Genomic DNA, 13,669 nt, shown 5'->3' with positions numbered 1-13,669 from the left:
CAGGCGACTGTCAGGATTTGGCGTGCAGGCGCATCTCCGCCGCCCTTGCGTGGGCTTGCAGGCCTTCGCCGTGGGCCAGCACCGAGGCGATCTGGCCTAGGGTCTGGGCACCGGCTTCGCTGACCTCGATCAGGCTGCTGCGTTTCTGGAAATCGTAGACCCCCAGCGGTGACGAGAAGCGTGCGGTGCCGCTGGTGGGCAACACGTGGTTGGGGCCAGCGCAGTAGTCGCCCAGGCTCTCAGAGGTGAACGCACCCAGAAAGATGGCGCCCGCGTGTTTGAGCAGCGGCTCCCAGCGGTGCGGGTCGCGGCTGGAGACTTCCAGATGCTCGGGCGCAATGCGGTCGCTGATGGCGCAGGCCTCTTCCATGCTGCGGGTGAGGATCAGCGCACCACGGTCGTTGAGTGACTTGGCAATGATCTCGCGGCGGGGCATCTCGGGCAGCAGCTTGGTGATGCTGGCTTGCACCTGCGCGATGTACGCCGCGTCGGGGCACAACAAAATGCTTTGCGCCAGCTCGTCGTGTTCGGCCTGGCTGAACAAATCCATCGCCACCCAGTCGGGCGGGGTTGTGCCATCGGCCAGCACCAGGATTTCGCTCGGCCCGGCGATCATGTCGATGCCAACCACCCCAAACACGCGCTTTTTGGCGCTGGCCACATAGGCGTTGCCGGGGCCGGTGATCTTGTCCACCTTCGGTACAGTGGCCGTGCCGTAAGCCAGCGCGGCCACGGCTTGTGCGCCGCCGATGGTGAAGGCGCGTGTGACACCCGCCACATAAGCGGCGGCCAGCACCAGCTGGTTTTTTTCGCCGCGCGGGGTGGGCACCACCATGATGATTTCACCCACACCGGCCACATGCGCAGGGATGGCGTTCATCAGCACGCTGCTCGGGTAGGCGGCCTTGCCACCGGGCACGTAGATGCCAACGCGGTCCAGCGGGGTGACCTTCTGGCCCAAGAGCGTGCCGTCGTCGTCGCGGTAACTCCAGCTCTCGCCACAGGCCTTTTTCTGCGCCTCGTGGTAGCTGCGTACACGGCGTGCGGCAGATTCGAGCGCGCTGCGTTGCACCTCGGGCAAGGCTTCAAACGCAGCCTGGAGTTCGGCCTGGGTCAGCTCCAGCTCGGCCATGGTGGCGGCTCGCAGACTGTCAAAACGGGTGGTGTAGTCCAGCACGGCGGCGTCACCACGCGCCTGCACGTCGGCCAGGATATCGGCCACACGTTGCTCGATGCCCGCGTCGGTCTCGGCAGACCAATGCAGGCGGGCCTTGAAATCAGCCTCAAAAGAGCTGTCGGCGGTGGATAAACGGGCGGGGGTGGCGGTTGTGTTCATGGTGGCAGGCTTCGGGTTGACCCAAGTTTAGCGGGGTGCTCGCTCCGGTCCGCAGCGGCAAGAGTCATCCACGGGGAAACAGCCATCAAAACGCTACCAAAGATAGAGCATATTGCCCTTACTCAACGAGGGCTAGCGCCTCAAAACATCAAAATCTCCGAACCTGCCACCTGGCCGGTGATGCCTCCACAGCGGCTCAACTGGCCACAGCGGTGGTGGGGAGGGGTTTGCGATAGAAGATTTGGCGCCCGTTCCAGCGCTTGGACACCGCGTTGAAGCCCAACTGGGTGTAGATCGCGTTGGAGGCGACGTTGAGCTCGTTGGTATCCAGGCACACCGACAAACAGCCCTGTGCGGTGGCAGCTTGCAGAGCTGCCTCGATCAGCGCACGGCCCACACCGTTTTTGCGGCGGCTGGGGTCCACAAACAGGTCTTCGATGGTGGCCTCGGCACCGCCCACCCACATGGAGTACCTGAAGCGAAGCAGCACATACCCGATGGGGCCGTTGTCATCGGACGCGATCAGGAACCGCGCATCGGGCGAGTTGAGCAGCACCGTGATGCTTTGCTCAAACTGGGCCTGTGTGGGGGTGGTTCTTTCAAGGTGGTTGCGGAAAGTGAGCGCCATACCCACGAGCGCAGCAGCATCCGCCATCGTGGCTGTTTGAATATTCATCGGCAAGTTTGAAGTCAGAAGTCAGTGGCCATCCAACTGGCCCGTTAAAAAATGCTGGCTGCGGGCCAGCGCATAACTTGTGTGAACCACAACGTCCTCAGGGCATGTAGCCGGTGAGCAAAGCGTGCTCCCACTCGGGGCGGCCGCGTAATCGGGCCAGTTGGGCCATGGACTGGTGGTCATAGGGCACTGACAGCAAAGACACACACCAGCCGTCCTTGTGCTGCTCAACAATGGCGTAACGCGCGTCAGGCGAGCCGGTCTCCACCACATGGGGCACCGGGTGGGTGTCGTCATACGCTGGCTGGCCCACACTGCCCGGATTCACCACGCGCTGCCCACGCCGGGTGTGCACCACCCGCGCCACATGGGTGTGACCGCAGGCCACCAGGGGCGCAAGTTCGCCACTCAGGCGGGTATCGACCTCGGCGGCGGTGGCCTGGCGGACAACGCCCTCCTCCAGGGTTTCCAGAAAATACTCGACATCACTGCGCGGTGAACCGTGGCATAAAAACACATCGGGGCTGAGACGCACGCTGGGTGGCAAAGACCTGATCCAGTCCAACTCCGGGGTGCTCAGTTGGGAGTGGGCGTAGGCGTCAGAGAGCCCCATCTGCTCGGGATTTTGTGTGAGCAACTGACGCTCGTGGTTACCCGCCAGGCTCAGCCAGCCCTGGGCCATCAGGAACTGGGCGGTCTCACGCGGCAACAGCGGGCCAGACAGGCTGTCCCCCAGGTTCACCACCTGATCCACACCCCGGCGGCGCAGGTCGGCAGTGACGGCCTCCAGAGCGGCAAGATTGCCGTGGATATCGGAGAGAAGGGCTAGGCGCATGTTGTTAGGTTTGCGTTTGTTGGATGCCTATTTTCAAGCTTGGAGCATGGCATGGCGTCAACTTCTGCCATGGACGGGAACCATGGACTTCAGCTGTTTTTGCGTCAGGGGCTGCGCGTCAGGATCACTTCTGGCAGCTGCCGTGATGGCTTTGTCCTCTTCGGCGGTTGGCATCAGAATCATGGAACGCTTAGAGAATTTCGACATCGTGTTTTGCCTCGCGACGATTGGCCCGGCGCAGACTGATGACTCTTCGCGCTGCGCCACGGCCTACAAACGCCACGTCGTTGTGGAGTGATTGTGTTGGCTCAGAATACGGGTGGACATCGGATCAGTAGATGGAGACGAGTGTTGCATTGCCTGCTCGTACCGTGTGCTCAAAGAAGGCCCGAAGCTCCTGAACCATACGCCACAACTCTTGCACTTGCAGCTGCCGCTCAGTGTCGTCTGAGGAGGCTTGCCAATAGATCTCGGCCGCTTCAATATCGCTGACAACATAAGCGGCGTCCAGTTTCTGCAATGACTGTGCATCAAGAAAAGTAGCCACCGCACGCGAAAGTTCAGGGTCGAGCAGACGGACTGGCCCGTAGCCCTGGTCGGGCCCGACCTCCTCGCCCCCAGACATGAGAAACCCACTTGGCCACGGGCCTTCTGCGCTGCTGCCAGAAAACAGGTAGTGCAAGATGTGCCAAGCTTGATCGAGTTCGAACGTGTCGGCTTTGGCAACAGGCTCAAACTTCTGTCCCGAAGAATGTGCCTGTTTCGCAGGTTTGCCGAAGAGTTTTGACAGGAAGCCGGCCTTCGGAGGAGGCGCAGTCAAGCCAAGCAACTCGCCAACAACGTCCGGGGAGTTCTTCAGACGCGTGACCAGTTCGGGGGAAATTCGGTACAGACTGCACAACATGCTCATGATCCACGTCTCCAGGCGAGTGTTGATGATGTCCCACGTTTGATGTGGGGTGCCACCGCAGCGGCAAAGGGAACCCACAAGAGCAACTTGTGAAAGATTCCATGTCCGACGGATTAGGCCGCATTGTCATGAATTGCCTCCCTCCCTGTGCATTCGTATCTACAAGTCGTTGCAGCAACAGCAGCGACTCAGAAATAAGTTCCTCGCTACGGTCTGGAGTCGCAAGCTATCCAACGATGAGAGCAACTCACCCTTGTTGCAAAAGGGCTAGAGGCATAAAAAGGCTTCAACTTTTGGATACCTCCAGTCAGACGGCGACCCAAGCCCTGTGCCAGGAGAATGGCGCACGAAGAACGCCGTCCCGGGTCAACTACAAGGCAGCTAGCAAGGGCTTTTCATCCAGCGCGCGCCTGCTGCCGGTGGCGCGATCAACACCCCCCCAAGGCGCTCAAAAACCAGTCAAGCGATAGCTGACTCAAACGCGTCAATGATGTGGCGCATGGGCGCCTGTTTGAGCTTGAGTGCGGCCTGGTTGACCACCAGGCGCGAGCTGATGTCCATGATGTGTTCGACCTCAACCAAATGGTTGGCCTTGAGCGTGTTGCCGGTGGACACTAGGTCCACAATCGCGTCGGCCATGCCCACCAGCGGCGCGAGTTCCATGCTGCCGTAGAGTTTGATCAGGTCAACGTGCACACCTTTGCTGGCAAAGAAGTCGCGCGCAATCGCCACGTATTTGGTGGCCACCGTGAGCCGTGAGCCTTTTTTGACCGCGCTTTTGTAATCAAAGTCCGAACGCACCGCCACGCTGATGCGGCATTTGGCAATCTGCAAATCGAGCGGCTGGTACAGGCCCTGGCTGCCGTGCTCCAGCAGCGTGTCTTTGCCGGTGATGCCCATGTCGGCACCGCCGTATTGCACATAGGTGGGCACGTCGGTGGCGCGCACCACCAGCACCCGCACATCGGGCTGGTTGGTGGTCAGGATGAGTTTGCGCGAGGTGTCCGGGTCTTCCAGCACCTCAATGCCGGCGGCTTTGAGGAGAGGAATGGTTTCTTCAAAAATCCGGCCCTTGGACAGTGCAATAGTGATCATTTTGGCCTCTAGCCCTTATTTAAAAAGGGCGGGTAGCTATAAAAACAGGAATACTCAACCGCTTATTTAACACGCTCGATGTCGGCACCCAGCGCACGCAGCTTGTTTTCCATCTGGTCATAACCCCGGTCCAGATGGTAGATGCGGTCCACGCGGGTTTCACCTTGCGCCACCAGACCGGCAATCACCAGGCTGGCCGAGGCGCGCAGGTCGGTCGCCATCACGGTGGCGCCCGACAGCTGGGGCACACCTTCGACCAGGGCAATCTTGCCGTCGATCTGGATCTTGGCGCCCAGGCGCACCAGTTCGTTGACGTGCATGTAGCGGTTCTCGAAGATCGTCTCGGTGACCTTGGCCGTGCCTTGCGCCACGCTGTTGAGCGCCATGAACTGCGCCTGCATGTCGGTCGGGAAACCCGGGTACTCGGTGGTGCGGAAACTCTGCGCCTTGAGCTGGGCCGCACCGCTGGACTGGACACGGATGCCGTCTTCCACAGCGGTGATCGTCACGCCAGCTTCGCGCAGTTTTTCGACCACGGCCTCCAGGTGGTCGATGCGGGCGTGGCGCGCCAGCACATCCCCACCGGCAGCAGCCACCGCGCACAAAAAGGTGCCAGCCTCGATGCGGTCTGACACCACCTGGTGGGTGCAGCCGTGCAACTTGTCCACGCCCTGGATGTGGATGCGGCTGGTGCCGTGGCCTTCGATCTTGGCGCCCATCTTGATCAGCATCTCGGCCAGATCGGGGATCTCAGGCTCTTGGGCTGCGTTTTCCAGGATGGTTTCACCTTCGGCCAGGCAAGCGGCCATCAGGAAGTTTTCGGTGCCGGTCACCGTCACCATGTCGGTGGTGATGCGTGCGCCTTTGAGACGGGTGCGGCCCTCGGGCAGTTTGGCGACCATGTAGCCGTGCTCCACCACAATCTCGGCGCCCATGGCGGTCAGGCCCTTGATGTGCTGGTCTACCGGGCGTGAGCCAATCGCGCATCCACCGGGCAGCGATACCTTGGCCTGGCCAAACCGCGCCAGCAGTGGCCCCAAGGCCAGCACCGAGGCGCGCATGGTTTTCACGAGTTCGTAAGGGGCTTCAGGGCGGATCGGGTCAGCCGCATGGAAACCCATGCCACCGCGTTCACCAAAGGTTTCGGTCTTGACACCCATGTGTTCGAGCAGGGTGCGCATGGTGGCCACGTCTTTCAGGCGCGGCACGTTGTGCAGGATGACCGGCTCGTTGGTGAGCAGCGCGGCGCACAGCTCGGGCAGGGCGGCGTTTTTGGCACCGGAGATGGTGACCTCACCCAACAAAGGGCGGCCACCACGAATCAGAAGTTTGTCCATGGCTTAGGGGGATTTAGCGGGGTTGGGCGGCCCATTCGGCCGGGGTGAATGCCTTGATCGACAGGGCGTGCACCTCGTCGGTTTTCATTTTGTCGCCCAGCGTGGCGTAGACACGCTGGTGGCGCTGAATAGCACGTTTGCCTTCAAATTCGGTCGACACCACCACCGCATACCAGTGGCGGCCGTCGCCATCGACCTCAAGATGCGCGCAAGGCAGGTGGGCGGCAATCAGGGCTTTGAGTTGGTCAGCGTTCATGGGATAGAGGTGTTGGTCAGGCAGTGCATGCGCACGGCCTGTGGCGGTTAAAGAAGCTCAGGAACGGATACGGTAACCGATACGCAGCAGGTACAGCGCAGTCAGGCTGACCACCATCAGGGTGGCACTGACCACGCCCAGGCTGAGCCAGGGGGACACGTCGCTCACCCCAAAAAAGCCGTAGCGAAAGCCGTCGATCATGTAGAAAAATGGGTTGACATGGCTGACCTTCTGCCAGAACGGTGGCAAGGAATGGATCGAGTAAAACACACCACTCAAAAAGGTCATCGGCATGACGATGAAGTTCTGGAAGGCGGCGAGTTGTTCAAACTTCTCCGAGTGCAGCCCGGCAATCAAGCCCAAAGCCCCCATCAACGTGGCTCCCATCAGCGCAAACACGGCGATCCAGACCGGCGCGACAAAACTCAGCTCAGTGAAAAAGAACGCAACCGCAAACACCCCCAGCGCCACCACCAGGCCACGCACGATGGACGCGCCCACGTAGGCCACAAACCAGTGCCAGTAGGACAGCGGTGTCAGCAACAAAAACACCAGGTTGCCCATGACCTTGCTGGCGATCAGCGAGGAGGAACTGTTGGCAAAGGCGTTTTGCAGCAAGCTCATCATGGCCAGACCGGGCACCAGAAAGGCGGTGTAACTGACCTGACCGTAGACCTTGACGTGGGATTCAAGCGCATGGCCAAAAATCAGCAGGTACAACATGGCGGTGAGCACCGGGCCGCCCACGGTCTGGCCGACCACACGCCAAAAGCGCATGACTTCTTTGTAAAACAGCATCTGCCAGCCGGTCATGTGATCACCTCGGCGACGGGGGACTCGGCCGGTGCGTGGCGTTTCATCACTTCGAGGAACACGTCTTCCAGGTCCGCGCGGCGGATCTCGATGTCCTGCAGCGTCAGACCGGCCTCACGCGCGGCGGCCAGGTAGCGTTCAATCGCCAGCGCGTCGGTGGCCGGGTACTGCACAACCCGGCCCGTTATACGGGCTCCGACCTTCAAAGACGGGGGGAGTTCGCTATCAATCTTGAATTGCAGCACATTGCCGGAGGCGGCCTTGAGCAAGGCACTGGTGGTGTCAAGCGCCACCACCCGCCCCTGCTTGAGCATGGCGATGCGCCCGCATAGGGCCTCGGCCTCTTCCAGGTAATGCGTGGTCAGCAGCACGGTGCTGCCCTGCTGGTTGAGTTTGGCAATAAAGGCCCACAGGGTCTGGCGGAGTTCCACGTCGACCCCGGCGGTGGGTTCGTCCAGCACAATCACCGGTGGCTTGTGCACCAGCGCCAGCGCCACCAGCACGCGGCGCTTCATGCCGCCTGAGAGCGCACGCATGTTGACGTGGGCCTTGTCGGTCAGGCCCAAGCTCTCCAGCAGCTCGTCGATCCAGGCGTCGTTGTGTTTGACACCAAAGTAGCCGGACTGAAAACGCAGCGCCTCGCGCACATTAAAAAACGGGTCAAACACAAGCTCTTGCGGCACCACGCCCAGCTTGCGTCGTGCGGCGGCGTAGTCGGTTTGGACATCACTGCCCAGCACCGACACCCGCCCCGAAGTGGCTCGGGCCAGACCGGCCAGGATGGTGATCAGGGTGGTTTTGCCCGCGCCGTTGGGGCCGAGCAGGCCGAAAAACTCGCCGGGCTCAATGTCCAGACTGACCCGGTCAAGCGCCAGAAAGGTGTCGCTCTGAGAACCACGGGGAGAAGGATAGGCTTTGGAGACAGACTGGAAGGAGATGGCGGACATGGGGCCGCTATTTTACCGGGGGGTCTGCCGCCTGTCGGGCAGCAGCTCCTCAATGCCATACAAATGCGCCAGATCGGTCAAGCGCTGTGGCAGCTTGGTCACCGCAAAGGTTTTGCCCAGTGCCAGAGCGTCGCGGCGCAAGGACAACAGCACCGCCAGCGCTGCCGAATCAAAACGCCCCAGCTTGGTCGCACTGACCACCACCTCGGCAGGCTGATCGGGCACAGCCGCCGCCAGCTCACGCAGACAGGCGCTGGCGCTGGTGTGGGTCAATTGGTCAGGCAGCTCCAGCACGTTTAACCCTTGTTCGCCTTGGTGTCGCCAGCGGCGTTGGACTTGTTGCGCTCACTCAGGGTGGCGATCAGGCCGTCAATGCCCTTGGCATTGATCTCCTGGGAGAACTGGCTGCGGTAGGTGTCCACCAGCCAGACACCGAGCACGTTGAGGTTAAAAATCTTCCAGCCAGCACCTTCGCCCGGCGTTTTCTCCAGGCGGTAGTCCAGCTGCACCGGGTCACCACGGCCCTGGATCAGGGTGCGCACAATCACTTCCTTGTCTTCGGGCGCATAACGCATCGGCTTGATGCTGAAGGTCAGGTTTTTAGCCTGGCTCATGGCGCCGGAATAGGTGCGCACCAGCAGGGTTTTGAACTCGGCCTGCAGGCGTGCGCGCTGTTCAGGCGTGGCCTGGCGCCAGGCCGGGCCTACGGCCGATGCGGTCATGCGCTGGAAGTTCAGGTTGGGCATGATCTTCTGGTCGATCAGCTGCATGATGCGTGTCACATCACCGGCCTGCACGCCTTTGTCGGCCTGGATCAGGTCGATCGCTTCTTTGGTCAGCCGCTGGATCAGGACGTCGGGGGCTTCGTCAGCCGCCCAGGCCGAGCCCAAACCCATGAAAGCCGCACCAAACACCAGCAAACTACTTAGCAAAAAACGTCGTTTCATCGTGATTCCATCCAAAATTTATTGACCGGCCACATCGTTGGCAGGCACATACGCCTCTTCGTCCGGGGGGTTGCCGTCATACACCTGGTTGCGCCTGCGCTGCAAATACGCGTCGCGGGTAAAGCTGTAGGGATCCAAAGCCACCTCATCCAGCATCTGCGAAGCATCCAGCAGCTGCGAGCGCCGGTTCACCAAGTTCAGGACTGTGGCTGAATTGCGGGTGGGCACGTGGTCCACCTGCGACACCACATTGCCCTTCATGTCCACCGGCATTGCAGCAGTGTCGCGCACCGTGGAGGGGCCAAACAATGGCAAGACCACATACGGACCCGCCCCGACCCCCCAACGCCCCAGGGTCTGGCCAAAGTCTTCGGGGTGACGCTCAATGCGCATCTCGCTGGCGATGTCGATCAGGCCACCCAGGCCAAACACGGTGTTCACCCCAAAACGCACAATGCTGTTGCCAGCACCTTCACCCTTGAGCTGCAGCGTGTTGTTGACAAACGACCACAGGTCTTGCAGGTTGTTGAAAAAATTGCTGACGCCAGTGCGCACGGGTGAGGGCAAGACGTCGCGGTAAGCGGTGGCCACCGGTTTGATCACCGCGCGGTCAACCGCATCGTTGAAACCGTAGACACCGCGGTTGAACGGCTCCATCGGGTCGCGCGGGTTGGCATTGGGACCACTGGCGCAGGCGGTCAGCAACAGCGCTGCGGCCACCAGCACAACACGGGTAGAGAAACGGTGGTATCCCTGAGTGATTTTTTTTGAATTCATGTTTGGGGTTATCCCTTTAACTATTTGCTGGCTTCGGGCGCCGCCGGTTCAGCCGCCTTGCTGTACAAGAACTGGCTGATCAGATTTTCCAGCACCACGGCAGATTGGGTGCTGGAGATAACATCCCCTTTTGCCAAGTTTTTATCATCTGCACCCGCTTCGATGCCCAGGTACTGATCACCAAGCAGACCACTGGTCAGAATCTTGAGTGAACTGTCCTTGGGAAACACATAACGGTCTTCCAGCGCCAAGGTGACACGGGCCTGGAACGACTTGTCGTCAAACGCGATGTCTTCCACCCGGCCCACCACCACACCGGCACTTTTGACCGCAGCCTTGGGCTTGAGGCCACCAATGTTGTCAAACTTGGCCGTCACCATGTAAGTCTTCTGGAAATTGAGGCTCAGCAAATTGGCCGACTGCAGTGCCAGAAACAGAATTGCGACCGCACCCAGCAGCACAAACATCCCCACCCAGACATCATTTTTAGAGCGTTGCATTCATATCCCTTCTTATCGGTTAACACCTGGCTTAGTGGACTGCGATCGTGCTGCCGCCCAACCCAGCCTTTGTGTATCTGTCATATCGTGAACATCATCGCGGTCAGGATGAAGTCCAACCCCAGCACCGTCAGCGACGCCATTACCACCGTGCGGGTGGTGGCCTTGGCCACACCTTCGGGCGTGGCCTGTGCGTTGTAACCCTGCAGCAGCGCTATAAAGGTCACCGCCACACCAAACACAAAACTCTTGATGACGCCGTTACCGAGGTCCTGGAACACATCCACGCCACCCTGGATCTGACTCCAGAAGGCGCCACCGTCCACCCCGATCATCAACACCCCCACCACCCAGCCACCAATCACACCGGTGGCGCTGAACATCGCGGCCAGCAGCGGCATGGTGATCACACCGGCCCAGAAACGTGGCGCCAGCACCCGCTCAATCGGGTCGACTGCCATCATTTCCATCACACTGATCTGCTCACCGGCTTTCATCAGACCAATCTCCGCCGTCAGCGAGGTACCGGCACGCCCGGCAAACAGCAGGGCCGACACGACCGGCCCGAGTTCACGCAACAGGCTCAGTGTCACCATCAAGCCTAACGACTCGGCGGAGCCATAACGTTTCAAAACGTAATAACCCTGCAGCCCGAACACAAATCCGACAAATAACCCGGCCACCGTGATGATCGGCAAGGAATAGTTGCCCAGAAAATGGATCTGATCACGCACCAGCACACTGCGTTTGAACGCGTAACCCACCGTTGCCAGCAAACGGCCAAACAGGCGTGCGGCATAACCCATGGCGTCCAGATGACTGCGCACGGCAAAACCAATGTTTTTGGGTTGGTACCAGCTCATGGCGCCACCTCGCCACCAAAGTCTTGTTTCACACTGGGGCCTGGATAGTGGAAATGCACCGGCCCTTCTGGCAAGGCGTGGACATACTGATGCACCAGCGGGTCGGTGCTGTGGCGCACCTCGTCAGGGGTACCCTGGGTAGCAATTTTGCCGTTGGCCAGGATGATCACCTGATCTGCAATCGCAAAGGTCTGCTCCAGATCGTGTGAGACAAAAATGCTGGTCAGGCCCATGGCATCGTTGAGCTCCCGGATCAGTGTGGCCGCTGTGCCCAGCGAGATCGGATCCAAACCGGCAAAGGGTTCGTCGTACATCACCAGTTCCGGGTCAAGCGCAATGGCACGCGCCATGGCAACACGCCGCGCCATACCCCCCGACAGGTCGCTGGGCATCAAATCACGTGCACCACGCAGGCCAACGGCATTGAGTTTCATCAGCACGATGTCTCGGATCAGGGCATCCGACAGATCGGTGTGCTCGCGCAGCGGGAAGGCCACGTTCTCAAACACACTGAGGTCGGCAAACAGCGCGCCAAACTGGAACAACATGCCCATACGCCGGCGCGCCGTGTACAACTCAGGCTGAGTCATGTGGGTCACATCCTGCCCGTCAAACAGGGCCTGGCCTTGTTGCGCACGGATCTGACCACCAATCAGGCGCAAGATGGTGGTTTTGCCACCGCCCGAGGCGCCCATCAGGGCCGTGACCTTGCCGCGCGGGATGTCCAGCGAAATGTCGTCCAGGATCACACGTTCACCGTAGCCGAAGCTCAGGTGACGTATTTCAACCAGTGAATGTGAAGAAGTGGCGGTCATGGGTCTTGGGGTCGGGGTAAACCCGAACCCTTGATCATAAAGGAAAGCCCCTGGGGCCGCCCGGCCACACCCGGTCGCGGTCTGCCACTCAACGTGGCAGGTCGCTGAAGCCCATCAAAAACTCGTCGATGGCGCGGGCTGCCTGACGGCCTTCGCGGATGGCCCACACCACCAGGCTCTGACCCCGGCGCACGTCGCCAGCGGCAAACACTTTGGGCACATTGGTGGCGTAACCGCCGACAAAATCTGTGCTCGCCTTGGCGTTGCCACGGGCGTCCTTCTCGATGCCAAAGGCGTCCAGCACGGTGGCGACCGGGTTGACAAAACCCATGGCCAACAGCACCAGATCGGCTTGGTAGGTCTTCTCGGTGCCGGGAACCTCGACCATCTTGCCGTCTTTGAGTTCGATGTGGACCGTCTTCAAGCCGGTGAGTTTGCCTTTTTCACCGATGAACTCCTTGGTGGAGATGGCGAACTCGCGGGTGCAACCTTCGTCGTGGCTGGAACTGGTGCGCAGCTTCATCGGCCAGTAAGGCCAGGTCATCGGGCGGTTTTCTTGTGCTGGCGGTTGTGGCATCACCTCAAACTGGGTGACGCTGACCGCGCCATGGCGGTTGCTGGTGCCCACACAGTCTGAGCCGGTGTCACCACCACCAATCACGATCACATGTTTGCCGTCGGCGCGTAACTGGTTTTTCAGTTTGTCGCCCGCATTGACCTTGTTTTGCTGCGGCAGGAATTCCATCGCAAAGTGGACCCCGTCGAGATCACGCCCAGGCACCGGCAAATCACGCGACTGCTCGGAGCCACCGGTCAACAACACCGCATCAAACTCGGCCTGCAATTGCTCGGGCGACACGGTCTCTTTGGCCCAGTTGGTGACCTTGCTGCCCTTGGGCAGTGCACCCACCAGCACGCCGGTGCGGATGGTCACACATTCCGCCTTGAGTTGCTCGACCCGACGGTCGATGTGCAACTTCTCCATCTTGAAGTCCGGAATGCCGTAACGCAGCAGGCCACCGACGCGGTCGTTCTTCTCGAACAAGGTCACATCGTGGCCCACGCGTGCAAGCTGCTGCGCCGCCGCCATACCGGCAGGGCCGGAGCCAACCACCGCAATTTTTTTGCCGGTTTTGTGTTTGGCAGGTTGGGGTTTGACCCAGCCCTCGGCCCAAGCCCGATCGATGATGGCGTGTTCGATGGACTTGATGCCCACCGCGTCATCGTTGACGTTGAGTACACAGGCCGCCTCACACGGTGCCGGGCAGATGCGCCCGGTGAACTCGGGGAAGTTGTTGGTGCTGTGTAACACGTCGATGGCGTTTTGCCAGTCCTCGCCGTACACCAGATCGTTGAAGTCCGGGATGATGTTGTTGACCGGGCAGCCGTTGTTGCAGAACGGCGTGCCGCAGTCCATACAGCGGGCGGCCTGGGTTTTGGCCTGGGTGTCGTCCAGACCAATCACAAACTCTTTGTAATTCTTCAGGCGCTCGGGCACCGGCTTGTAGCCCTCTTCGATGCGCTCGTATTCCATGAAACCAGTGACTTTTCCCATGATGTGT

At 60.4% G+C, this 13,669-nt stretch carries 17 protein-coding genes; 1 reads left to right on the top strand and 16 read right to left on the bottom strand.

The window, feature by feature from the left end; all coding sequences use genetic code 11:
* Window positions 1–10 precede the first annotated feature (10 nt).
* From hisD to FDG13_RS05320, 3 genes are all read right to left on the bottom strand, one after another.
* Window positions 11–1,336 carry a histidinol dehydrogenase gene (gene hisD / locus FDG13_RS05330; RefSeq protein WP_180125778.1) on the bottom strand — a complete coding sequence of 442 codons (1,326 nt, stop codon included), beginning with the start codon at window positions 1,334–1,336 and terminating at the stop codon, window positions 11–13.
* A 196-nt stretch (window positions 1,337–1,532) separates the two neighbouring features.
* Complete coding sequence (locus FDG13_RS05325) at window positions 1,533–2,012, bottom strand: GNAT family N-acetyltransferase (protein ID WP_180125777.1); 480 nt, start codon at window positions 2,010–2,012, stop codon at window positions 1,533–1,535.
* Between the two features lie 97 nt (window positions 2,013–2,109).
* Window positions 2,110–2,847, bottom strand: a complete 738-nt coding sequence (locus FDG13_RS05320) for a metallophosphoesterase (protein WP_180125776.1) — start codon at window positions 2,845–2,847, stop codon at window positions 2,110–2,112.
* Between FDG13_RS05320 and FDG13_RS05315 the strand changes: the two genes are divergently transcribed.
* Window positions 2,846–3,145 carry a hypothetical protein gene (locus FDG13_RS05315; protein ID WP_180125775.1) on the top strand — a complete coding sequence of 100 codons (300 nt, stop codon included), beginning with the start codon at window positions 2,846–2,848 and terminating at the stop codon, window positions 3,143–3,145. The genes FDG13_RS05320 and FDG13_RS05315 overlap by 2 nt on opposite strands.
* Window positions 3,146–3,178: 33 nt before the next feature.
* On the opposite strand, the gene FDG13_RS05310 is transcribed toward FDG13_RS05315, so the two are convergent.
* From FDG13_RS05310 to FDG13_RS05250, 13 genes are all read right to left on the bottom strand, one after another.
* Complete coding sequence (locus FDG13_RS05310) at window positions 3,179–3,757, bottom strand: YfbM family protein (RefSeq protein ID WP_180125774.1); 579 nt, start codon at window positions 3,755–3,757, stop codon at window positions 3,179–3,181.
* Window positions 3,758–4,216: 459 nt separating this feature from the next.
* Complete coding sequence (gene hisG / locus FDG13_RS05305) at window positions 4,217–4,852, bottom strand: ATP phosphoribosyltransferase (RefSeq protein ID WP_180125773.1); 636 nt, start codon at window positions 4,850–4,852, stop codon at window positions 4,217–4,219.
* Between the two features lie 62 nt (window positions 4,853–4,914).
* Window positions 4,915–6,189, bottom strand: a complete 1,275-nt coding sequence (gene murA / locus FDG13_RS05300; RefSeq protein WP_180125772.1) for a UDP-N-acetylglucosamine 1-carboxyvinyltransferase — start codon at window positions 6,187–6,189, stop codon at window positions 4,915–4,917.
* Between the two features lie 13 nt (window positions 6,190–6,202).
* The gene (locus FDG13_RS05295; RefSeq protein ID WP_180125771.1) at window positions 6,203–6,445 is read right to left on the bottom strand and encodes a BolA family protein; all 243 of its coding nucleotides are present in this window, start codon (window positions 6,443–6,445) and stop codon (window positions 6,203–6,205) included.
* Window positions 6,446–6,502: 57 nt separating this feature from the next.
* Window positions 6,503–7,258: an ABC transporter permease gene (locus tag FDG13_RS05290; RefSeq protein WP_180125770.1), complete on the bottom strand. Its 756-nt coding sequence runs from the start codon at window positions 7,256–7,258 to the stop codon at window positions 6,503–6,505.
* Window positions 7,255–8,205, bottom strand: a complete 951-nt coding sequence (locus FDG13_RS05285; RefSeq protein WP_180125769.1) for an ABC transporter ATP-binding protein — start codon at window positions 8,203–8,205, stop codon at window positions 7,255–7,257. Before FDG13_RS05285 ends, FDG13_RS05290 begins: the two co-directional genes overlap by 4 nt.
* Before the next feature lie 12 nt (window positions 8,206–8,217).
* On the bottom strand, window positions 8,218–8,499 hold the full coding sequence (locus FDG13_RS05280; protein WP_180125768.1) for an STAS domain-containing protein: 282 nt from the start codon (window positions 8,497–8,499) through the stop codon (window positions 8,218–8,220).
* Window positions 8,500–8,501: 2 nt separating this feature from the next.
* Complete coding sequence (locus FDG13_RS05275; RefSeq protein ID WP_180125767.1) at window positions 8,502–9,152, bottom strand: phospholipid-binding protein MlaC; 651 nt, start codon at window positions 9,150–9,152, stop codon at window positions 8,502–8,504.
* A gap of 18 nt (window positions 9,153–9,170) precedes the next feature.
* Window positions 9,171–9,929, bottom strand: a complete 759-nt coding sequence (locus FDG13_RS05270; protein WP_180125766.1) for a VacJ family lipoprotein — start codon at window positions 9,927–9,929, stop codon at window positions 9,171–9,173.
* 20 nt (window positions 9,930–9,949) lie between these two features.
* A complete protein-coding gene (mlaD, locus tag FDG13_RS05265; protein ID WP_180125765.1) occupies window positions 9,950–10,429 on the bottom strand; it encodes an outer membrane lipid asymmetry maintenance protein MlaD in 480 nt (159 codons plus the stop codon).
* An 80-nt stretch (window positions 10,430–10,509) separates the two neighbouring features.
* A complete protein-coding gene (gene mlaE, locus FDG13_RS05260) occupies window positions 10,510–11,292 on the bottom strand; it encodes a lipid asymmetry maintenance ABC transporter permease subunit MlaE (protein ID WP_180125764.1) in 783 nt (260 codons plus the stop codon).
* Window positions 11,289–12,107: an ABC transporter ATP-binding protein gene (locus FDG13_RS05255; RefSeq protein ID WP_180125763.1), complete on the bottom strand. Its 819-nt coding sequence runs from the start codon at window positions 12,105–12,107 to the stop codon at window positions 11,289–11,291. The genes mlaE and FDG13_RS05255 overlap by 4 nt, the downstream gene beginning before the upstream one ends.
* A gap of 88 nt (window positions 12,108–12,195) precedes the next feature.
* Window positions 12,196–13,662, bottom strand: a complete 1,467-nt coding sequence (locus tag FDG13_RS05250) for a glutamate synthase subunit beta (protein WP_180125762.1) — start codon at window positions 13,660–13,662, stop codon at window positions 12,196–12,198.
* Window positions 13,663–13,669: the final 7 nt, after the last annotated feature.

Source organism: Rhodoferax sp. BLA1, from assembly GCF_013416775.1.
In the GTDB taxonomy this organism is placed as follows: domain Bacteria; phylum Pseudomonadota; class Gammaproteobacteria; order Burkholderiales; family Burkholderiaceae_C; genus Rhodoferax.
This window is presented reverse-complemented; position numbering and strand designations above follow the sequence as displayed.